Source organism: Rhizobium bangladeshense, assembly GCF_017357245.1.
Classification (GTDB): domain Bacteria; phylum Pseudomonadota; class Alphaproteobacteria; order Rhizobiales; family Rhizobiaceae; genus Rhizobium; species Rhizobium bangladeshense.
This window is the reverse complement of record NZ_CP071613.1, coordinates 21,819-40,717: the sequence shown is the minus strand read 5'-3', so window position 1 is coordinate 40,717 and position 18,899 is coordinate 21,819. Positions and strand designations below refer to the sequence as shown.

Genomic DNA, 18,899 nt, shown 5'->3' with positions numbered 1-18,899 from the left:
GGACGGCAGTGAAAAGCCGATCCCGTGGCTATTGGCGCCCGACGGCTGTTGCCTGCGACCAGACAACCATCCATTCGCCTTCGCGGTGTTCATAAGTATCTGTGTGCCAATATTCCGCAGGCGGCACGGCGTGTCCGTTGAAGAAAACTTCGAGGCGCGCACGATACCGTATCACGGCGACGGGTCCATGGAGGCGAACCGCAATGTCACCCGGCTCCCAAACCCGATATTTGATGTGTCCGGCTGCGACGGCGCCTAGATATTCATCGCGCGAGAGGGCCACGCCGATTGGCGTGATCAGTTGAAAATCATCGGCGTGAAGAGGTTTGGCTGCTGATATATCGGCTTCGACCAGTGCACGCAGTCGGGTCCGCTCGATCTCACGGATGTTGTCAGCCTCAGTTTGAACATCGCTTGTCATTCTCAACTCCTGAATGCATTTGCTTTTCGCGGCGCGGTCAATTTCGACGAGCGGTGGCCACAAGGCCCGATGGATGAGGTAAGGGCGACCTTTTGCACTTTCCCGGAATGGGCCGCGCGCAACACGCGGAGAGCACCCTCCCGCGCTGTCCGGATGAGTCCTGCCACATCCCACACCACGCCGCTTGGAAATGGAAACGCCGTATGGATGACATAATCACAGCCCTCGACCGCGTCCGCCCAGCAGAGGTCTTGGTCGAGGCCGGCTTCGACGAAGTTGAGACTTTTGGCGAACGGCTGGAAGCGCGACCGGATCTCCGGCGCTGAATGGATCCCCACGAATGCTTCCACGAACGCGATAACCTTGTTGCAGCAACTGCAGCGCCACATGCCCGCGGAGGAAGCCACTGATACCTGTGACGAGGGCCGTGTATCTTTCGGCAATGCCGACGGGTTTATCATCCTACTCCTACGATGGCGCCAATTAGACAATTGGACTCAATTTGTCCATGTGGCTTTTGACACCTCTGACAAATAATGTCAATGTGTCCATATGAAGGATGAAGATCGCAAATTAGCCCACATCCTGGATTCGGCGCTACCAGTGTTCGCCCGGTACGGTTTTCAGAAGACCACTATGGCGGATATTGCGCGCACGGCGGGGATATCGCGCGCTTCGCTCTATCTTGCTTTCAACAGCAAGGAAGAACTGTTTCGGGCCGGTTCAGTCCGTGCGCACCGATTGACGATGGCCGAGGTGGAGGCGGTGCTTGATCGGGTGGGAGACGTAATTGATCGCATTGCAGCTGCCATTTCCGCCTTCCAGGAAGGGTTGATCGCCCCGTTCGGCAAAAGCGAAAACGCCAAGGAACTGTTCGATGCGAACATGGAGCTCGCCGAGGACATAACGATCGCCGCCCGATCGAAGCTCATCTCGCTACTGTCAGAGGCCGTGGAGGACGCCCAAGATCGAGGGGAAATCGATTTGGCGGCATCAGGAGCCCGACCTGCCGACCTCGCTGCCCTTATTGCGGCTGCGATGGATGGAATAAAGCACAATTTCCGCGCCGATGGCTCATCCGATGACTCCATACGGCTGTTGATGCGGGTTTTGCGATTGGCACTCATGCCCGAAAGCAGAAGGTGACGGCCCGATGCGGGTTTGAACCGGAGCTTGCAGCGGTGGGCGCCTTCTGAGCCCTGGATGTCATGCATTTGAATGGTGATCACCACGCGACGCGCATCAGCGGTTTCCCCCTTGCGCTTGCAGTCAAAGCACGCTAATCGGCTTTTGTAATGTTATTACATCACGAACAGGCGAAGGCCGTGCCGGCCAATCGAAAGGATTTCGGTGAATGACCAAGGCGATCACAACACTCAGCTACGCACTGGCTGTATCCGCAACATTGACCTTTGCAGGAACGGCAGGCGCCCAGACATCTTCGGGAAGCAATCACAGCCACAGCCATTCCCACGATAACAAGGGGTCGGTGTATGATGGGTATTTCGATGACGATCAGGTAAAGGCGCGTGAACTGTCAGACTGGGAAGGCGACTGGCAGTCGGTCTACCCCTATCTTCTTGACGGAACCTTGGATCCTGTGATGGTGGACAAGGCGAAACATGGCGACAAGAGCGCCGGAGAATATCGTGCCTACTACGACACCGGATACAAGACTGACGTCGACCGGATCGTCATCAATGGAAAAAAGGTTACGTTTTTCCAAGGCAAGGACTCGGCGACCGGAGACTACGAGACGGATGGGCACGAAATCCTTACCTACAAGAAGGGCAATCGAGGGGTTCGTTTCATCTTCAGGAAAATCGCCGGTCATGACGCCGCACCTCGATTCATCCAGTTCAGCGACCACATCGTCGCTCCCGAGAAGGCCGATCACTACCATCTTTATTGGGGCAATGACCGCGCCGCGCTGCTGAATGAGGTCACCAACTGGCCGACCTACTACCCCGCGAGGCTGACTGGGAAGCAGATCGCTGAAGAGATGCTGAGTCACTGACTGGCCGAGGCGACCGCACATAGGCGGAGCGGGGGCCAAAGCGCCTCTCATGTGCTTGCTTGGAGCGTGGAGCATCCGGCGGCAGCTGCCGGGTCTCCGCTATCCTCACCTAGGCTGCAGCGCGCGAGGAACCTTTGGCAATCACAGAAGTTTCTGAAGTACGTGATCGTCAATGACTTCAGTCAAAAGAGCCGCAATCTACCTGTGTGAACAGCTTCAACGGCTCTGCGCCCTCGCGCCGCGGCATCGGTGACAAACTAGGCATTCAACATGCACGTCGAAACGACAATTTTCGAGCCGAGCGACTGGGTCCCGAACAATCAGCGCCTTCCTGTGATACTTTACAAGGGGGTTTTTGGCGACCACGGACATTGTGACTTCAAAGGTCGCTTCGCAGCAAGCGGTTGGGCAGGCATCTGGACGAACGGTGTCTTTGATTATCAGCACTACCATACCAGCGCACATGAGGCACTCGGAGTGGCATGGGGTAGCGCCACTCTTCTAATTGGCGGTCCCGGCGGTCAAGCAATGAAGGTCACGGCGGGGGACTGTCTGGTGCTGCCAGCCGGGACAGGGCACCAGAATCTCGGCTGTACGTCGGACTTCCAGGTTGTCGGCGCTTATCCTGAGGGACAGCATGCCGACATTCAGACCTCGGCTGCATCAAGCGAAATGCTCGCAAGAATCTCGTCAGTACCCATCCCACACAGCGACCCCGTCCAAGGCCCGTCGGGATTTCTCACCGAGAGCTGGCGGTAGCCATTCGCCAACAATCGTGCGGCCGCAAGACCGGTTCGAGAATGGGATGCGCGAAGCGCGCCTAGCTGACACCGAGAAACTGCCTAAGCTCGGCAGTCTGCGGATTGGCGAAGACATCCTCCGGGCGGCCTGCTTCATGGACCCGGCCCTGATGCATGAACACGACGCGGCTGCAGACGTCGCGGGCGAACTTCATCTCGTGGGTGACCATGAGCAGCGTCATTCCCTCGGCGGCAAGTTCGCGCACCACGGCCAGCACTTCGGCGACCAGTTCAGGATCGAGCGCCGACGTAATCTCGTCGCAGAGAAGTGCTGTCGGCTGCATGGCGAGCGCGCGGGCGATGGCGACGCGCTGCTGCTGGCCGCCCGACAGCTCATCCGGATAGGCGTCGAACCTGTGCCCCAGCCCGACCCGCTCCAGCATCCTGCGAGCGGTCGCCTCTGCTTCAGCCTTGGGAGTCTTTTTGACCACCGTCTGCGACAGCATGACATTGCCGCCGGCGGTCAGGTGCGGGAATAGGTTGAACTGCTGAAAGATCATGCCGACCTTGAGGCGCAGCGCCTTCAGATGGACTTCGTCATCGAGAAGCTGCGCGCCGGCGACGGAGATGGATCCGTCGGTGATGGTCTCCAGGCCGTTGATGCAGCGAAGCAGGGTCGACTTGCCCGAGCCGCTCTTGCCGATAATGGCAATGACCTCGCCAGGCTCGACGTTGAGGTTAATGCCTTTTAGCACCTCGTTGGTTCCGTAGCTCTTGCGAACGTCAGTGATTTCGATGAGCGACATTGAGCTTCCTTTCCAGGATCTGGCTGCTTTTCGACAAGGGCCAGCAAAGGGCGAAGTAGATGAGAGCGACGAGCCCATAGACGGTGAAGGGCTGGAAGGTGGCGTTGGTGACCACGGTGCCGGCTTTCGACAATTCGACGAAGCCGATGATCGAGGTCAAGGCGGTCCCCTTGATGATCTGAACGGAGAAACCGACGGTCGGCGGTATAGCGATCCTCAGCGCCTGCGGAAGGACGACGTAGCGCAACTGCTGCAGACGGCCCATCCCGAGGCTGGCGGATGCCTCCCATTGGCCCCTCGCAACCGCTTCGACGCAGCCTCGCCAGATTTCACTGAGGAAGGCGGCGCTCCACAGGATCAACGCCAATCCAGCCGCAAGCCAGGCCGGCACGTCTATTCCGAAGAGGCCAAGGCCGAAAAAGGCGATGAAGAGCTGCATCAGCAGCGGCGTTCCCTGAAAGAGCTCGATGTAATATTTTGCGAATACCCTGGCGGCTTTGCGCCTGCTGATGCGCAGAAATAGCAGACACAGGCCAACCATACCGCCGCCGATAAACGAGACCAGCGAAAGAAGGATCGTCCAGCGGGTGGCGAGCAGCAGGTTGCGCAGGATGTCCCAGAGTGTGAAGGTGATCATCGTGCTGCTCTCCTCGGGAAAATGGACAAGCCGATCAGACCCAGCACCTGCCGGAGCAGGATCGCCAGCGCGAGATAGATTGATGTCGAGACGATATAGGCCTCGAAGGCCCGGAAGGTTCGTGATTGTATGAAATTCGCGGCGAAGGTCAGATCCTCGGCGGCGATCTGCGAAACGACCGCTGAGCCGAGCATGACGATGACCACTTGCGACGACAGCGCCGGCCAGATGCGCTGCAGCGACGGTACGAGAACGACATGCCGGAAGGTTTCGAAGCGAGTCATGGCGAGGCTCTCGCCTGCCTCAAACTGGCCTTTCGGCGTGGCCTGGATGCCCGCACGGATGATCTCGCAGCTATAGGCACCGAGGTTAATGACCATCGCGAGATTAGCCGCCGTCAATTCGGAAAGCTGGAGGCCAAGCGATGGCAGACCGAAAAAGATGAAGAAAAGCTGGATCAGGAACGGCGTGTTGCGGATCAGTTCGACATAGGCCGCAACGACCGGCTTCAGCCAGATCGGGCCGAGCGCCCGCACCCAGGCGCAAAAGATCCCGAGAGAAATGCCGAGCACCCCGCCGACTGCGATGAGCTCCAGAGTGATCAGTATGCCCTTGATGATCTCCGGGTAATATTGAAGCAGCCAGCCGAATTCGAAATGGTAGCTCAAGGATTGTCCCCTCTTGCGGTGACGGAGCGCATGTCATCCCGCGGGCGCGGGAGACATGCGCAAAGACCCGGATTTCCTTACAGATCGGACGGCAGATCGGTGCCGAGCCACTTTTGCGATATGGCGGTCAGCGTGCCGTCGGCTTTAGCTGCGGCGACGATGCCGTTCACCTTCTCCAGAAGCGCGGACTGGTCCTTATTGAGGCCGATATAACAGGGCGAGTTCTTGATGAGGAACTTCAGCTCAGGGCGTTTGGGAGGATTTTTGGCAAGGATTGCCGCCGCTACGACGTTGCCGGTAGCGACGATGTCGACCTGGCCGGACAGGAACGCCGAGATGGTGCCGTTATTGTCCTCATAACGCTTTATCGTCGCATCGGCCGGCGCGATCTTCGTCAGTTCGAGGTCCTCCACGGCGCCGCGCGTGACGCCGACGCTCTTGCCCGCGAGATCTTCCGCCTTGGCAACCGAAAGATCGGCCGGCCCGAACACGCCGTTGAAGAAGGGCGCGTAGGCGACCGAGAAATCGATCACTTTCTCGCGCTCCGGATTCTTGCCGAGGCTCGATATGACGAGATCGACCTTGTTCGTCTGCAGGTAGGGTACGCGGTTGGCGCTGGTGACCGGCACGAGCTCGGCTTTGACACCAAGCTTCTCGGCAATGAGATTGGCCATGTCGATATCATAACCCATGGGCGCCATATCGGTGCCGACGCTGCCGAAAGGCGGGAAATCCTGCGGGACCGCGACACGCAGCGTCCCGCGCGCCGTAATGTCGGCGAGAGCATCGGCTTGAGACGGCGAGTTGAAGCTGAAGGTTGCGGTCAGGGCTGCAATTGCGAAGAAGATTCGTCTTGTCAGCATGTGTTCATTGCTCCTTTGAAGTTGTGATTTTGGGGTCTGACTGTTGGGAGATGGAGGATGCGGTCCTGGGCGGAAGCGATAGCGAATCGCGCAGATCCGAAAGCGGATCCGGGCGCGCGGTGAGGTCGAGACCCATTTCCACTTCATCAAGATGTTCGACGGAGAGCTCCGCAGCTCTGATAAAATCACCTGCCTGCATGGCCTCGAAAATGCGGCAGTGTCCGTCGTGGGACTGCGCCGCATGAAATTCGGATTGATAGAGCATTGAAATGAGGACCGTCCTTGCGGTCAGGTCGCGCAGGATCTCGACGATGATGGCGTTCCCGCTCAATTCCGCGATACGGATATGGAAATCGCCCATCAAATAGGTCAGGCGCTGGCGGTCGCCCGCCGCCATTGCATTCCTCTCTTCGTTCAGATGGGTGTCGAGCGCCTTGCGTCCCTCCTCCGTCAGCACGCCCATGCTGCGCAGCAATCCGGCCTCGACGACGCGCCTCGCCTCATAGACGGCGATCGCATCCTCAGCGGACGGCTCGACGACGAACCAGCCCCGCCGGGGGCTGACATGCACGATGCCGCGTGTCTCCAGGCGCATCATCGCTTCACGGACGCGGGTTCGGGACACGCCGAAGAGCGTTGCCAGCTGGTTCTCGCCAAGACGCGTGCCCGGCCGAATCTTGGCCGAAAGGATCCCGGAGACGATCGTTGCCTCGATAGATTTTTGCGTGGTCTCGGATGTGCGGCTGTCTTGCATACAAGGCAGAAAGCAAGGCTCGTGCCAAAGATCCCGCGCTCAGGATTTTCAAGCTGTCTCGGATGTTTCGCGGGAAGTTTGCCTTCGGGGAATGCAGACTGAACGAAATTTGTGCGAGCGCGCACCCCTCGCCGGGCATTGGGCCCTGTCGCCGGTGCCGCCGCTCAAGGCTCGACCGACCTCGAAGCCAACGGTTCGATCAGTCCAGCGGCGCCGACGACAGTTTTGACGGGCAACCGCATCGCCGCTTTAATTGAAGCTCGAGGTTTTGAGGAATTCCGCCAGCCGCTCGGTCTTCGGGCGCACAAACATTTCCTTCGGATCGCCCTCCTCGCAGATGACGCCCTGATTCATGAAGATCACGCGGGACGAAACCTCGTAGGCGAAGCGCATCTCATGGGTGACGAGCAACATGGTCATGCCGTCGGCGGCAAGCCCTTTGATAACCTGCAGGACTTCGCCCACCAATTCCGGGTCAAGCGCTGAGGTCACCTCGTCGAACAGCATCAGCCGCGGCGACATGGCGATAGCGCGGGCAATTGCGACACGTTGCTGCTGCCCGCCGGAGAGTTGACCGGGATAATGGTTGGTGCGGGCGGCGAGGCCGACCCGGTCGAGCCATTTTTCGGCAATGATGCGGGCTTCAGGCTTCGTCATCTTCTTTACCTTGACGAGGCCGAGCATGACGTTTTCGGCCGCACTCATATGCGGGAAGAGATTGAACTGCTGAAAAGCCATGCCGGTCAGCGCGCGCTGGCGCGCAATTTCCTTCTCGCTCTTGCGCCGCCGCGTCCCGCCGTCGACACGATAGCCGATTTCCTCGCCGTCGAGGCTTATCGTGCCGCCCTGGAACTCCTCGAGCATGTTGACGCAGCGCAGCAAGGTGGTCTTGCCGGAACCAGACGAGCCGATGATGGAGATGACCTCGCCTTCCTGCACGGCGCAGTCGACGCCCTTGAGAACTTCGTGGATGCCATAAGTCTTGCGCAGACCCTTGATGTCGAGAATGGTCTTGGCCATCGGGGAGTCTCCTCAGGACGGCAGGGCGGTCTTGCGCTCGACATATTTGCCGAAGTGCTCGATGCCGTAGTTGACGATAAAATAGAGACCGCCGGCCAGAAAATAGAACTGGAGGCTCATGAAATTACGGGAAATGATCTCCTGCGTGCGCAGGAGAAGCTCCGCGACGCCGATGACGGAAAGCAGCGTCGAGGCCTTCACCATCTCGGCCGCCGTATTCACCCAGGCCGGCAGACACTGGCGCATGGCCTGCGGCCACAACACCGAGGTGAAAGTCTGGGTAAAGGTCAGGCCGATCGCCTTGGCGGCTTCGGTCTGGCCCTTCGGGATCGCTTGAAGCGCTCCGCGCACGATTTCGCCGACGTGGGAAGAGCAGAAGACGGCAAGGGCGAGGACTCCGGCGGAGAAAGGTCCGAGATCGAGACCGACCGCAGCGGAGACGTAATAGCTTGCCAGCACGAGCACGAGCACCGGCGTACCGCGAACAATGTCCGTATAGGCACGCACGAGGAGACGTAGGACGACGCCGCCGTAAACCAGCGCCAGGCCGACAAAAACGCCGAGAATGGAACCTGCGAAAATGGCCAGCAGAGAGATCGACACCGTCATGGCCATGCCGTTCATGACGACATAGCGGGCGATCCAGAGCTGTTCGAGAAATGTGTGAGACATGGGACTATCTCGGCAGGGCCAGATGGCGCTCGACCAAACGCATCAAGGCGGCGATGAGGAAACAGGTCGCGACATAGAGGGCTGAAGTAACCATCCATGTCTCGATGACGCGGAAGCTCTCGACATTGATCTTGCGGGCGGCGAAGGTGAGCTCGGGCACGGCGATGGCGGCGGCGAGCGAGGTGTCCTTGAACAGCGAGATGATCGTCGAGGAGAGCGATGGCAGCACGTTCCGCAGCATCAGCGGTGCGATGATCGAGCCGCGGATCTGCATCCCCGTCAGGCCGATGGCGAGGCCGGCTTCCGTCAGTCCTCTAGGGATGGACAGCAGTCCGGCGCGGAACACCTCGGCCAGATAAGCGCCGGAATAGAGCGAAAGAACCAGCACGAAGCTATTCATCTTGTCGAGGCGCAAACCCATCTGCGGCAGCGCGAAAAAGGCGAAAAGCACCAGGACGAGAATCGGCAGGTTGCGAATAACAGTGACATAGAAGCGCGCCGGCACGAGCGCGAAGCGGCTCCTCGACGTCAGCGCGAAAGCCACGACAAGACCGATCGCGGCCCCAATCAGGATCGAGATCACTGCAAGGCCGAGGCTGAGGGCAAGTCCGCTTAACAGAAAGTCGAAATTGCGCCAGACGGCAGCGAAATTCAGCGTGTAACCCATGCGGGTCCTTTCAGACCAGAGGATGCCGCCGAACCTACCAGCGGCCCCGACGACGTCATGCTCCAACCATTCGATTCCGAACCGGATTCAGATCTCGGCCCGACCTGGGCCAAGATCATCCTGTTCCAGCGGAGCGGGATTGAGCTCCCGCCCCGCATCGCGGTCACTTGAACTCAACGGGAAAGCCGATCTGCGGCGGCGTCAGATCTTTGCCGAACCAGGTCTTGAACGACTTGGCGTAGAAGTCGAACTCGACACCCGTCATCGCTTCATGAAGAGCGGTGTTGACGAAGTTCAGCCAGTCCTGATCACCGCGCTTGACGGCGCAGGCATAGGTCTGGGGGTTCCAGCCGTAGCCGGCGTCCTTGTAGCGGCCCGGGTTCTGCGTCATGTACCAGGCGAGCGACGACTGGTCCGTGGCCGCGGCATCGGCACGCCCCGACTCCAGCGCCTGATAGATCAGGTCGACGGATTCGTACTGGTCGACGGTCGCCTCCGGCAATGCGGCATGCACCATCGCTTCGGCATAGACGTTCTGGAGAACCGAGATGGTGACCGAGGAGCCGGCAGCCTTCAGGCCGGCATAATCGGCATATTTTCCGTCCGCCTTGAGCATCAGGCCGACGCCCTCACGATAATAGGGAATGGTGAAGGCAACCTGCTGGGCGCGCTCGCCCGTAACGGTCATGAACTGGCAGGTGATGTCGACCTTATCGGTGGTGATGTTCGGAATGCGGGCGTCCGACGACTGGTTGACATATTCAATCTTATCCGGATCGCCGAAGAGGGCCTTGGCGATGATGTGGCCCATGTCGACATCGAAGCCCTGCAGCTTGTCGTCCGCGCTCTTGAAGTGCCAGGGCGCATTGGTGCTGCCCGTGCCGAGGACGAGGTGGCCGCGGGCCAGCACTTCGTCAAGCTTGCCATCGGCGAGCACAGGCGTCGACATCAGGGCGGCGACGGCCAGTGACATTAGGCCGGTGCGAAAGGAAATGATCATGGCGTTCCCCTTTTGTGGATGTTTGGGTGATCCAATATACCGGACATATGTCTATTTTATTGGATTTTGATATCAAGTGCTATCGGAGATGAATTGTCAATGGGGCGTGCCGAAAAACGCGCAGCAGAATGCTTACCGATGTTTTCGGCAGCACTTTTGCGTTGGCATTCGATATCCCTCGCCGCGTCGGCCACCAGCCACCGCGTACCGGCGAGCCTGCGTGGCTTTTCCCCTCGCCCTAACCTTCTCTCGGCTTGCGGCGCAGACGCGCCCTTCGAGAGGCTAATGGGGACGGAGAGGCTGCAGCATCCCCGCCGCCTCATTTACAGGAGAAGGCGCCGCCAAGTGGATGAGCCGCAAGCGGCAATCACTTGATCCAGGATTGCGCGGCATAAGAACGAGGCTTGCTGCGCGATCGACCGCTTCAAGCGGCCCCGACGCCGGCGGCAAAGATTGCGATGCAGCGGTGAAGATGGGCAAGCATCAGGGTTCGGTCCGGCCAGGCTTGCACGCGGCCTTCCGGCGGGCCCATGCCGCCAAAGATCATATCCATCAGCATGCGGGCGCCGCTCTCCGGATCATCCAGCGACAGCCTGCCTTCCGCACGGCGATCTCTAAGCCAATCGGCGAGATACTGCCGGCTGGCGAGTATGCCTTCGCGCTGGAGAATTTCGATAAGCTCGGGAAACTGCGCGGCTTCGCGAAAGACAAGCTGCAGGAAGCCAGCGCGTTCCGCATCCAAATCCTCGTCCATGTCGATCATGAAGATACGCTCGAGACTCTCCGCGATCGAGATATCTTCAGGTGGCCGCGGCAGGTCAAGCATCAGGCGCCGATGCGCGCCGACCACAGCTGCAAACAGCTCTTCCTTGCTCTGAAACAGCTTGTAGAGCGTCTGCTTGGAAACACCCGCCTCCGAGGCGACTACCGCCGTGGCGCTTCCGGCATAGCCAAATTTTACGAAAACGCGGCGGGCGACTTCGACGATATGAGTGCGTTTGTCTTCGTCGCTGGAGACTTTCGGCCGGCCCCTTTTGCGCGGCTCATCTGAGCTCTCGTCGGTGATATTCATGACGATCAGGCCGCTTTGCCGGAATGCATGCCGACGATCCTAAAAAGCAGCCGGGAATATCGGATGAACGATTTTTTCGGTCGTGGCATTAGCAATTTCGATTTAGAGAACTCGTCAGTTTGCAATACGACGTCCGCATCTTAAGGCATTCTGTCCTGTAGTACGGTTTCAGCAAAAAAATCAACCACGAGCGGGCAGGTCGACTAAGACACGTCCAGCAGCGCCGACAAATTGATGCCCCAACTGATGACGCTGGCGATAAACCGCTTCGATCAGTCCGGCTCCGGCAGCGAGGATAGCGGCGGCGCCGGCATGGACGTTGCCGATCTGGATACCGAGGCGGCAAGGCTTAACTCGTGACGGGCCGGCCGTCGGACGTCAGGGAAGGTCAGACAGGCCGGCTCTGCCAGGAAGATACGGACAGGCTGATTGAACTGCTGCGATAGATCGGCAAGCTCCACGATATGCTGATGCGATTGGCCTGAGAGCGCCGTCGCAGAGCATGATTTTCAGCAATCTACAGAAACCCGTCGGCGGATTAATTCCCGCTGTCAGTGCTTCGGGAAATCAAAACTCCCAAGGGGAGATCAATTCGAGGTCCGTGGTGAGGAAATCGCCCAGGTTTCGGGTGGCAAGTCGACCGCCATTGACCCGCGCAATAGCTGCGATCATGCCATCCGGCGCTGACATGCCGCGTCCTTGGCGAGTTGCGGTTCCCATGATCTCACCATAGGCAAGAGCGGCCTCCTCGGTCAGGCCAAAAATCCGGTCCGCGAAGCGGCGACGCCAATCGGACAGTCCTTGTTCGAGGCGCTCGGCTCTTTGATCAGGCCGGATCTTCTGGATACCGTAGGCGATCTCGGCAATCGTCACCGTCGGCAGAGCCAATTCAGCATCATGACGAACGAGCCATGCGATCACCGCTTCATCGGGTGATTTTCTCAACGTTTCCGAAACAATGTTGGTATCGAGAAAAATCAAAGCTCGATGCCCTTATGCGCCTGCCGGCCTTCCTTGAGGACAGTCTCAAGGTCGATATCCGTTCCGCTTTGCTGCGAAAGCCTGGTGTAGAAAGATGACGCCGGCTCCCGGCCGGCCTGGCGTATTTCATAGGATTCGAGCGCCCGCTCGACGATGTCGGCAATCGAGCGGTTTTCACGGCGTGCCAGCCGGTGGGCAAGATCACGCGCCCTCGCGCTTCGTACCGAAAGCTGAGGTTCAGCCATGTTCATCTCCTTTGCGATACATATAGCGACCTCCCGTTTAGCCATCAAGATGGCAACTGATGGCTTGGTACCAAAAATATGTTGGTTGTCTTCAACCATCCCAATTTTGGACGGCTGCCTCCTTGCCAGGACGGTTAGTCGACTTCTCATCCGAATAAGAAATTAACCACATTTCAGCGTTCTTGAGAAATAATGCTCTACGTAGATCAGGCGTCTCGAAGAAGAGAGCCGCAAAGTTATTTGGAGACAGTCTTGGCACTTACTATTGCGCGCAGCTTGGTGGCCTTCGGCGTCGCTGTTTCGACTGGCCTTTTCATGTCGATCGGATTACAGCAATCGGCGCTCGAGCGGCTGAAAGTCAACGGTCCGGTTTACGAGCAGGTGGTCTACGGCAAGGATCTCATCGCCGATATCCTGCCGCCGCCGCTTTTCGTGGTCGAATCCTACATGCTCTCTTTCGAAGCCAGCAAATTTCCCGAACTCACCGAGACCAATCTTGCCAAGATCGCAAGTCTGAAGGCCGCTTACGACGACCGCCGCGCCTATTGGAAAACCACCCGGCTACCGCAGGCTTTGAAGGAGGAGCTCGAAAATGGTGTGCTGACCAAGGGCGATGCATTCTGGAACGTGATGAACCGCGAGATCATCCCCGCGCTGAAGGCAAAGGATGAAGACAAGGCGCGTGGTGCGATCGAGCAATTGCGCGTCGCCTTCCATACGCACCAGGATGCTGTGGAGAAACTCGTCGCACACTCCGACGCTTTCCTGAAGGGCGAGGAAAAGAACGCCGCTTCGGAAATCGTAACCTGGACGATCTATGCGGGAGCTGCCGGCTTCGGCTCCTTCGCCCTGCTGCTCGCGGGCCTCTATTTTCTGCGCCGTCGGGCCATCGTGCCGCTGGATGGCATGAAGGCCTATATGGGCAACCTCGCCGAAGGCGATTTTTCGACCGAGGTTCCCTATTCCGACCGCTCCGACGAGATCGGCGCCATGTCCAAGGCCGTGGCGGTGTTCCGCCGCAATGCGCTGGAACGACAAGATGCTCAAAAACGAGAGACGGCGCTTCGCGACCATGAATTCCAGCGCGAACGCAGCCAGATGGCTGAAAAGGCCGCCGAGGAGCAACGACGCGAAACGGTGATCGAGGAGCTGACCTACGGTTTGGACCAGCTTTCGCTCGGCAATCTCAATTGCCGCATCACCACAGCCTTCGCACCCGCCTATGAAACGTTGCGTGCCAAATTCAACGACAGCCTGGATGCGCTTTGCGTCTCGATGGCGGAGGTCGCCCAGACCTCCAGGCAGGTCGGCAGTTCCTCCTCCGGCATCACGGATGCCGCCGACAGCCTTGCATTGCGGACCGAACAGCAGGCGGCGATGCTTGAAGAGGCTACGAGCGCGCTGGGCGAAATGAACGCCAAGGCCAAGGACGCCTCGAACCATGCCGGCAAGGCGACCGGCATGATGGCCGAGACCCGCAGCAGCGCCGAACATTCGGCAGCCATCGTTCGCGATGCGATCGCCGCCATGCAAAAGATCGAAGGTTCGTCAACCCAGATCGGCGAGATCGTCAACGTCATCGACGAGATCGCCTTCCAGACCAACCTTCTGGCACTCAACGCCGGCGTCGAAGCCGCCCGCGCAGGCGAGGCCGGCAAAGGCTTCGCCGTTGTGGCGCAGGAAGTGCGTGAGCTAGCTCTCCGCTCAGCCAATGCCGCCAAGGAGATCAGATCCCTGATCTCAACCTCATCGTCTCAGGTTTCCACCGGCGTGGAGCTCGTCAACCGCACCGGCAAGGCGCTTATGGAAATCGAAGGCCAGGTCGAGCAGGTCGCCGGGCTGATCGCCCGCATCGTTTCGGTTTCTTCTGAGCAGGCGCTCGCAATCGGGGAAATCAATGCCTCCGTCAACGCGCTCGATGAGGTCACCCAGCGCAACGCCGCCATGGCCGCGGAAACGGTCTCAGCCTGCCGTGCGCTCGGCAGCCAGACGCAGACGCTGGAAGGAATTGTCAGTCGCTTCCAGACCGATGCGGCAGCTGCAGAATCAAAATCGCGCAAGGTGGCTTGACCTTGATCGGCCAGTGACATTCATCTCACGCGCCTGCCGTGATTTCAATTCGTCACAACCGCCACGACCCCGACGCAGTCGCCTGATTTGACCAGGCCCGGGAAATGCCGCGCACAGAGAATGCCGTCCATTGCTGCACGGATCTCGCGCGGCGCCTCACCCGTCCTACCGGTCGGGTGGATGCAAGCGATGACGTCATCCTTGGCGACCGCTTCACCGAGATCGACGATAGGTTCGATCAGTCCGCCTTCTTCTGCGAAGGAGAAACAGCGGCCGTCCGGCATGTCCAGCCAGGTCGTAGGACCGGTATCGACGGCGCCGCCGACGATACCGGCATGACGCAGAACGTTTATAGTGCCGCGTTTGGCAATCGCCGCACTTCTCGCCGTGGCGGTACCTCCACCGCCGAGTTCAGTCGTGATAAAGATCTTGCCCATTTCCTCGGCCGCCGTGTCATACATGCCGACTGCATCGATCTCCAGCATCTTCATCGAAAAGGGTGCGGCAAAAGCTGTCACGAATTGGAAAGCCTGGGCCTCCTGTTGTTTGTTCGGCACGATATGGGCCGCGCAGAACGGGAGAAAATCGAGCGTCTTGCCTCCGGAGTGGAAGTCGAGCACAAGATCGGCCATCGGCAGAAGCACGCGCTGGAAATAATCGGCGATCTTCTCGGTCACCGTGCCGTCCGGACTACCCGGGAAGCTGCGGTTCATATTGCCCCTGTCGATCGGCGAGGTCCGGGTTCCCGCCAGGAATGCCGGATAATTCATCGCCGGCACGATAATGACCGCGCCTCTCACCTCTTCGGCCCGCAGCGTGCGGGCGAGATCGAAAAGCGCGATCGGCCCTTCATATTCATCACCATGATTGCCGCCGGTGAGCAGCGCCGTCGGTCCCTCGCCGTTCCTGACGACCGTGATTGGAACCATCACCGAGCCCCAAGCGGAATCGTCGCGGCTGTAGGGCAGCCTGAGGAAACCGTGTTGGACGCCTTCGGCGGCGAAATCCACCGTCGCGCTGATCGGCGACGGCCGCAAGCCAGTCTCTGTCATGACAGCCTCAATCCTTGACCATCAGCTTGCGCGGCACGCTGGCGAGGCATTCGACACCGCTCTCGGTTATGAGGATGCTCTCCGTCGTTTCGAAACCCATGTCCTCGAGCCAGAGGCCGGTCATGAAATGGAAGGTCATGCCGGGCTTCAACTCCGTCCGGTCGCCCGGCCGCAGGCTCATGGTGCGCTCGCCCCAGTCCGGCGGATAGGAAAGCCCGATCGGGTAACCCGTACGGTTGTCCTTGACGATCCCGTATTTCTTCAGCACCGCGAAGAAGGCATTGGCGATATCCTCGCAGCTATTGCCGGGTCTCGCGACGGCAAGACCCGCTTCCATGCCTTCCAGTGTGGCTTTTTCAGCGTCGAGAAAAGGCTGCGTCGGCTTGCCGAGGAAGACGGTCCGCGACAGCGGCAGATGATAGCGGTTGTAGCACCCGGCGATCTCGAAGAAAGTGCCCTCCCCCTTCTTCAACGGCCGGTCGTCCCAGGTCAGATGCGGTGCGGATGCTTCGACGCCGGACGGCAGCAGCGGCACGATGGCCGGATAGTCGCCGCCGATGCCGTCGACGCCGCGCGTGCCGGCATCATAAATTTCCGCCACCAGATCGCATTTACGCATGCCGACCTCGATCTTGTCGAAGATGCGGGCGTGCATGGCTTCTACGATCCGGGCCGCATTGCGCATGTAGCGGATTTCGGTCTCGCTCTTGACCGCGCGCTGCCAGTTGACCAGCGCGGTCGCGTCGACGAAACGTGCATTGGGCAGATGCCTCTGCAGCGCTGCGAAGGCGGCGGCCGAAAACCAGTAATTGTCCATCTCGACGCCGATCGTCATCTTGGCGAAGCCGCGCTCCGTCAGGATGCCGGAGAGGTAGTCCATTGGATGACGCTCGGTCGACTGCACGTAATGATCGGGATAACCGACGATGTTATCATGCTTGAGATAGGCGGTGAGCTTGGCGCCGTTGGCGTCCTGACCGCGGCCGAACCAGATCGGCTCGCCCTGCGGCGGTACGATCACGGCCTGGTGCACGTAGAAGGACCAACCGTCATAGCCGGTCAGCCAGGCCATGTTCGAGGGGTCGCTGACAACAAGCAGATCCACACCCTTCGCCTCCATGGCACGCCGGGTTTTTTCCAGCCGCGCGGCATATTCGCCGAGCGAAAACTTCAGATTGGGCTGGGTCATATCTCTTCCCTTCTTGTCCGGCGCCGCGCCGGTCAGCTTTCGAATGTGGTGCCGGCATTCGTCGCGCCGGCGCGGGCAACGGCGAGCGTGGCGATGGCGGTGTCCTGAATGCCAGTTCCCGTGAGGTCGGCGATGGTGATCTGGTCGCTGCTCGTCCTGCCCGGCATCAGGCCGGAAACGATCCGGCCGAGTTCGGCGAAATCAGCATCCCTATTGACGAGGCCTGCTTCGATCGCATGGTGCAACTCGCCCATCCGGCGGGTCTGCTTCAGGCTGTCGGCGACATAGAGACCGGCGCCGGCTATGGCCGCGGGATCGATCTCGTTCTTGTGCTCAGCATCCGATCCCATGGCCGTCAGATGCTGCCCGGCTTCGAGCCAGCCGGCGTCGATGATCGGTTTTTCTGCCGGCGTTGTGGTCACGATGATGTCTGCGCCGGACATTGCTTGCCGCGGGTCGGATATCGCGTTGACGGGAAAGCCGAGCCTGGCCGCCAGCTCCGCAGCCACGCCCTCGGCCCTCGCCGCATCCCGCGCCCAAATCCTGGCGTCACGGATCGGCCGCACCAGCGTCAGCGCTTCCAGCTGCAGCCGCGCCTGCATGCCGGCGCCGAAGATCGCCGCCACGCTGGAATTCTGGCGCGACAGATGCTTCGCCGCGACGGCGCCGGCCGCGGCCGTGCGCACGTCGGTGAGATAGCCGTTGTCGAGGAGCAGCGCCTGCACCAATCCGGTTCGGCTCGACAGCAGCACCATCATGCCATTGGTGCTCGGCAGACCGATTTTTGGATTGTCGAAGAAGCCGGGGCTGATCTTGATCGCAAAACCCTCGATGCCGGGCACGTAGGCGGTCTTCACATCGACCTCACCCCGATACTCCGGAATGTCGAGCCGCAAAATCGGCGGCATGGCGACCGCTTTCGTCGCAAGCGCGGCGAAAGCCTGCTCGATACAGGCGACGGCATCGCGATCGAGCACCACCACGTTGCGCAATTCCGCTTCCGTCAGAATGATCATGCGGCTCATGGTCTATCCTCCGCGAACGCCGCACCCTCGCCGTTGATCACTCGGCGGTGCTGTTCCATGTCGACATTCCGCCCCGAAAGGATTGCAACGACAGGGCCGCCCGAGCTGATCTTTGCCGCCAGCAGCGCCGCAATTCCGACCGCTCCAGCCCCCTCGACGATCTCGTCCTCGCAGGCAAAGGCATGGCGCACGCCTGCGGCGATCTCGGCCTCCGTCAGCAGGACGACGTCGTCGAGAAGCGCGCGGCACATGGCGAAGGTCAGGCGATTGTCGAGGCCGATGCCGCCGCCGAGAGAGTCGGCAAGGCTCCTCACCTCCTCGACCTGCACCGGCCGTCCGGCATCGAGGCTCGCCTTCATCGCCGCGCCCTGTTCCATCGTCAGGCCGATCACCTTCGTCTTGGGATTGACGCCCTTGACCGCGGCGGCGACGCCCGCCGCAAGGCCGCCGCCGGAAAGCGGCACCAGCACCGTGGCCACCTCAGGCAAGGCGTCGACGATTTCGAGCCCGAGCGTCCCCTGCCCGGCGACGACGTCAGGATGGTCGAAAGGCGGGATCATCACCAGACCCTCCTCTCGCACCAGCCGGTCCACTTCCTGCTGCGCCTCGTCCTGCGATCGGCCGACGATGCGCACATCGGCCCCGAGATTGCGGATTTCCGCAACCTTGTTCTCCGGCACCAGCCGCGACATGCAGATCGTCGCGACCGCGCCTTGCGCCTTCGCGGCGTGGGCAAGCGCCCGGCCGTGATTTCCGGTCGAGGCGGCGACGACGCCGCGCGCGCGCTCTGCCGGTGACAAGGACAGCACCGCATTGGTCGCCCCGCGAAGTTTGAAGCTGCCCGTCGTCTGGTGATGTTCGAGCTTCAGCCAGACCGGAACGCCGGCAATCTCGGCAAGCGATGCCGACAGCACCATCGGTGTTTCGACGACCCGGCCGGCGATCCGCCGCGTCGCTGCGCGAATATCCTCCAGTGAAACCGGCAAGGCGCTCACCATTA

General features: G+C 60.2%; 23 protein-coding genes. 6 read left to right on the top strand and 17 right to left on the bottom strand.

From position 1 onward, the window contains the following. Positions 1-28: 28 nt before the first annotated feature. Entirely contained in the window at positions 29-421 is a 393-nt protein-coding gene (locus tag J2J98_RS21160; protein WP_207603366.1) for a nuclear transport factor 2 family protein, read from the bottom strand. 203 nt (positions 422-624) lie between these two features. Between J2J98_RS21160 and J2J98_RS30695 the strand changes: the two genes are divergently transcribed. The 4 genes from J2J98_RS30695 to J2J98_RS30415 all read left to right on the top strand — a co-directional run bounded on the left by J2J98_RS30695 (position 625) and on the right by J2J98_RS30415 (position 3,197). Further along, positions 625-747, top strand: a complete 123-nt coding sequence (locus tag J2J98_RS30695) for a hypothetical protein (RefSeq protein WP_259663932.1) — start codon at positions 625-627, stop codon at positions 745-747. A gap of 226 nt (positions 748-973) precedes the next feature. Then, positions 974-1,567, top strand: a complete 594-nt coding sequence (locus tag J2J98_RS21155; RefSeq protein WP_207603365.1) for a TetR/AcrR family transcriptional regulator — start codon at positions 974-976, stop codon at positions 1,565-1,567. Positions 1,568-1,775: 208 nt separating this feature from the next. Then, positions 1,776-2,438, top strand: coding sequence for a ZinT family metal-binding protein (locus tag J2J98_RS21150; RefSeq protein ID WP_207603364.1), 663 nt, complete (start codon positions 1,776-1,778; stop codon positions 2,436-2,438). Between the two features lie 270 nt (positions 2,439-2,708). Then, positions 2,709-3,197 (top strand): cupin, encoded by a 489-nt coding sequence (locus J2J98_RS30415; RefSeq protein WP_138396930.1) that lies wholly within the window; start codon positions 2,709-2,711, stop codon positions 3,195-3,197. A gap of 61 nt (positions 3,198-3,258) precedes the next feature. Here the strand turns inward: J2J98_RS30415 and J2J98_RS21145 are convergent, their stop codons facing one another. The 10 genes from J2J98_RS21145 to J2J98_RS21100 all read right to left on the bottom strand — a co-directional run bounded on the left by J2J98_RS21145 (position 3,259) and on the right by J2J98_RS21100 (position 11,337). Next, positions 3,259-3,984: an amino acid ABC transporter ATP-binding protein gene (locus J2J98_RS21145; RefSeq protein WP_138396929.1), complete on the bottom strand. Its 726-nt coding sequence runs from the start codon at positions 3,982-3,984 to the stop codon at positions 3,259-3,261. After that, a complete protein-coding gene (locus J2J98_RS21140) occupies positions 3,962-4,621 on the bottom strand; it encodes an amino acid ABC transporter permease (protein WP_138396928.1) in 660 nt (219 codons plus the stop codon). Before J2J98_RS21140 ends, J2J98_RS21145 begins: the two co-directional genes overlap by 23 nt. After that, positions 4,618-5,289, bottom strand: a complete 672-nt coding sequence (locus J2J98_RS21135) for an amino acid ABC transporter permease (RefSeq protein WP_207603363.1) — start codon at positions 5,287-5,289, stop codon at positions 4,618-4,620. Before J2J98_RS21135 ends, J2J98_RS21140 begins: the two co-directional genes overlap by 4 nt. A 77-nt stretch (positions 5,290-5,366) precedes the next feature. Further along, the gene (locus tag J2J98_RS21130; RefSeq protein ID WP_207603362.1) at positions 5,367-6,152 is read right to left on the bottom strand and encodes a transporter substrate-binding domain-containing protein; all 786 of its coding nucleotides are present in this window, start codon (positions 6,150-6,152) and stop codon (positions 5,367-5,369) included. Positions 6,153-6,156: 4 nt separating this feature from the next. Beyond that, the gene (locus J2J98_RS21125) at positions 6,157-6,906 is read right to left on the bottom strand and encodes a GntR family transcriptional regulator (RefSeq protein ID WP_064713201.1); all 750 of its coding nucleotides are present in this window, start codon (positions 6,904-6,906) and stop codon (positions 6,157-6,159) included. Between the two features lie 249 nt (positions 6,907-7,155). After that, on the bottom strand, positions 7,156-7,926 hold the full coding sequence (locus J2J98_RS21120; protein ID WP_207603361.1) for an amino acid ABC transporter ATP-binding protein: 771 nt from the start codon (positions 7,924-7,926) through the stop codon (positions 7,156-7,158). A 12-nt stretch (positions 7,927-7,938) separates the two neighbouring features. Next, positions 7,939-8,598, bottom strand: coding sequence for an amino acid ABC transporter permease (locus J2J98_RS21115; RefSeq protein ID WP_207603360.1), 660 nt, complete (start codon positions 8,596-8,598; stop codon positions 7,939-7,941). A 4-nt stretch (positions 8,599-8,602) separates the two neighbouring features. After that, positions 8,603-9,265 carry an amino acid ABC transporter permease gene (locus J2J98_RS21110; RefSeq protein ID WP_207603498.1) on the bottom strand — a complete coding sequence of 221 codons (663 nt, stop codon included), beginning with the start codon at positions 9,263-9,265 and terminating at the stop codon, positions 8,603-8,605. Between the two features lie 163 nt (positions 9,266-9,428). Continuing rightward, on the bottom strand, positions 9,429-10,265 hold the full coding sequence (locus J2J98_RS21105; RefSeq protein WP_207603359.1) for a transporter substrate-binding protein: 837 nt from the start codon (positions 10,263-10,265) through the stop codon (positions 9,429-9,431). Positions 10,266-10,689: 424 nt separating this feature from the next. Next, positions 10,690-11,337 carry a TetR/AcrR family transcriptional regulator gene (locus tag J2J98_RS21100; RefSeq protein WP_207603358.1) on the bottom strand — a complete coding sequence of 216 codons (648 nt, stop codon included), beginning with the start codon at positions 11,335-11,337 and terminating at the stop codon, positions 10,690-10,692. 234 nt (positions 11,338-11,571) lie between these two features. Here J2J98_RS21100 and J2J98_RS30690 point away from each other — a divergent pair, with 234 nt between their 5' ends. Next, the gene (locus J2J98_RS30690) at positions 11,572-11,697 is read left to right on the top strand and encodes a hypothetical protein (protein WP_259664998.1); all 126 of its coding nucleotides are present in this window, start codon (positions 11,572-11,574) and stop codon (positions 11,695-11,697) included. A 207-nt stretch (positions 11,698-11,904) separates the two neighbouring features. Here the strand turns inward: J2J98_RS30690 and J2J98_RS21095 are convergent, their stop codons facing one another. Then, on the bottom strand, positions 11,905-12,318 hold the full coding sequence (locus J2J98_RS21095) for a type II toxin-antitoxin system VapC family toxin (protein ID WP_207603357.1): 414 nt from the start codon (positions 12,316-12,318) through the stop codon (positions 11,905-11,907). After that, complete coding sequence (locus J2J98_RS21090; RefSeq protein WP_064709517.1) at positions 12,315-12,563, bottom strand: hypothetical protein; 249 nt, start codon at positions 12,561-12,563, stop codon at positions 12,315-12,317. Before J2J98_RS21090 ends, J2J98_RS21095 begins: the two co-directional genes overlap by 4 nt. 252 nt (positions 12,564-12,815) lie before the next feature. Here J2J98_RS21090 and J2J98_RS21085 point away from each other — a divergent pair, with 252 nt between their 5' ends. After that, the gene (locus J2J98_RS21085; protein ID WP_207603356.1) at positions 12,816-14,633 is read left to right on the top strand and encodes a methyl-accepting chemotaxis protein; all 1,818 of its coding nucleotides are present in this window, start codon (positions 12,816-12,818) and stop codon (positions 14,631-14,633) included. A 44-nt stretch (positions 14,634-14,677) separates the two neighbouring features. Here J2J98_RS21085 and doeB read toward each other — a convergent pair whose 3' ends face one another. From doeB to eutB, 4 genes are read right to left on the bottom strand one after another with little or no spacing between them, the layout of a single operon-like run. Then, entirely contained in the window at positions 14,678-15,685 is a 1,008-nt protein-coding gene (gene doeB, locus J2J98_RS21080; protein WP_138396919.1) for a N(2)-acetyl-L-2,4-diaminobutanoate deacetylase DoeB, read from the bottom strand. Positions 15,686-15,692: 7 nt separating this feature from the next. Continuing rightward, positions 15,693-16,874, bottom strand: coding sequence for an ectoine hydrolase DoeA (doeA, locus tag J2J98_RS21075; protein WP_207603355.1), 1,182 nt, complete (start codon positions 16,872-16,874; stop codon positions 15,693-15,695). 32 nt (positions 16,875-16,906) lie between these two features. Beyond that, positions 16,907-17,899, bottom strand: coding sequence for an ectoine utilization protein EutC (eutC, locus tag J2J98_RS21070; RefSeq protein WP_207603354.1), 993 nt, complete (start codon positions 17,897-17,899; stop codon positions 16,907-16,909). Then, positions 17,896-18,897 (bottom strand): hydroxyectoine utilization dehydratase EutB, encoded by a 1,002-nt coding sequence (gene eutB, locus J2J98_RS21065; protein ID WP_207603353.1) that lies wholly within the window; start codon positions 18,895-18,897, stop codon positions 17,896-17,898. Before eutB ends, eutC begins: the two co-directional genes overlap by 4 nt. Between the last annotated feature and the right edge of the window lie 2 nt (positions 18,898-18,899).

Coding starts and splice junctions, on each gene's coding strand:
- doeA (WP_207603355.1), bottom strand. CDS start 16,874: ATGACCCAGCCCAATCTGAAGTTTTCGCTCGGCGAATATGCCGCGCGG.
- J2J98_RS21090 (WP_064709517.1), bottom strand. CDS start 12,563: ATGGCTGAACCTCAGCTTTCGGTACGAAGCGCGAGGGCGCGTGATCTT.
- eutB (WP_207603353.1), bottom strand. CDS start 18,897: ATGGTGAGCGCCTTGCCGGTTTCACTGGAGGATATTCGCGCAGCGACG.
- doeB (WP_138396919.1), bottom strand. CDS start 15,685: ATGACAGAGACTGGCTTGCGGCCGTCGCCGATCAGCGCGACGGTGGAT.
- J2J98_RS21105 (WP_207603359.1), bottom strand. CDS start 10,265: ATGATCATTTCCTTTCGCACCGGCCTAATGTCACTGGCCGTCGCCGCC.
- J2J98_RS30690 (WP_259664998.1), top strand. CDS start 11,572: ATGCCCCAACTGATGACGCTGGCGATAAACCGCTTCGATCAGTCCGGC.
- J2J98_RS30695 (WP_259663932.1), top strand. CDS start 625: ATGGATGACATAATCACAGCCCTCGACCGCGTCCGCCCAGCAGAGGTC.
- J2J98_RS21140 (WP_138396928.1), bottom strand. CDS start 4,621: ATGATCACCTTCACACTCTGGGACATCCTGCGCAACCTGCTGCTCGCC.
- J2J98_RS21145 (WP_138396929.1), bottom strand. CDS start 3,984: ATGTCGCTCATCGAAATCACTGACGTTCGCAAGAGCTACGGAACCAAC.
- J2J98_RS21100 (WP_207603358.1), bottom strand. CDS start 11,337: ATGAATATCACCGACGAGAGCTCAGATGAGCCGCGCAAAAGGGGCCGG.
- J2J98_RS21115 (WP_207603360.1), bottom strand. CDS start 8,598: ATGTCTCACACATTTCTCGAACAGCTCTGGATCGCCCGCTATGTCGTC.
- J2J98_RS21125 (WP_064713201.1), bottom strand. CDS start 6,906: ATGCAAGACAGCCGCACATCCGAGACCACGCAAAAATCTATCGAGGCA.
- J2J98_RS21130 (WP_207603362.1), bottom strand. CDS start 6,152: ATGCTGACAAGACGAATCTTCTTCGCAATTGCAGCCCTGACCGCAACC.
- J2J98_RS21120 (WP_207603361.1), bottom strand. CDS start 7,926: ATGGCCAAGACCATTCTCGACATCAAGGGTCTGCGCAAGACTTATGGC.
- J2J98_RS21155 (WP_207603365.1), top strand. CDS start 974: ATGAAGGATGAAGATCGCAAATTAGCCCACATCCTGGATTCGGCGCTA.
- J2J98_RS30415 (WP_138396930.1), top strand. CDS start 2,709: ATGCACGTCGAAACGACAATTTTCGAGCCGAGCGACTGGGTCCCGAAC.
- eutC (WP_207603354.1), bottom strand. CDS start 17,899: ATGAGCCGCATGATCATTCTGACGGAAGCGGAATTGCGCAACGTGGTG.
- J2J98_RS21160 (WP_207603366.1), bottom strand. CDS start 421: ATGACAAGCGATGTTCAAACTGAGGCTGACAACATCCGTGAGATCGAG.
- J2J98_RS21110 (WP_207603498.1), bottom strand. CDS start 9,265: ATGGGTTACACGCTGAATTTCGCTGCCGTCTGGCGCAATTTCGACTTT.
- J2J98_RS21150 (WP_207603364.1), top strand. CDS start 1,776: ATGACCAAGGCGATCACAACACTCAGCTACGCACTGGCTGTATCCGCA.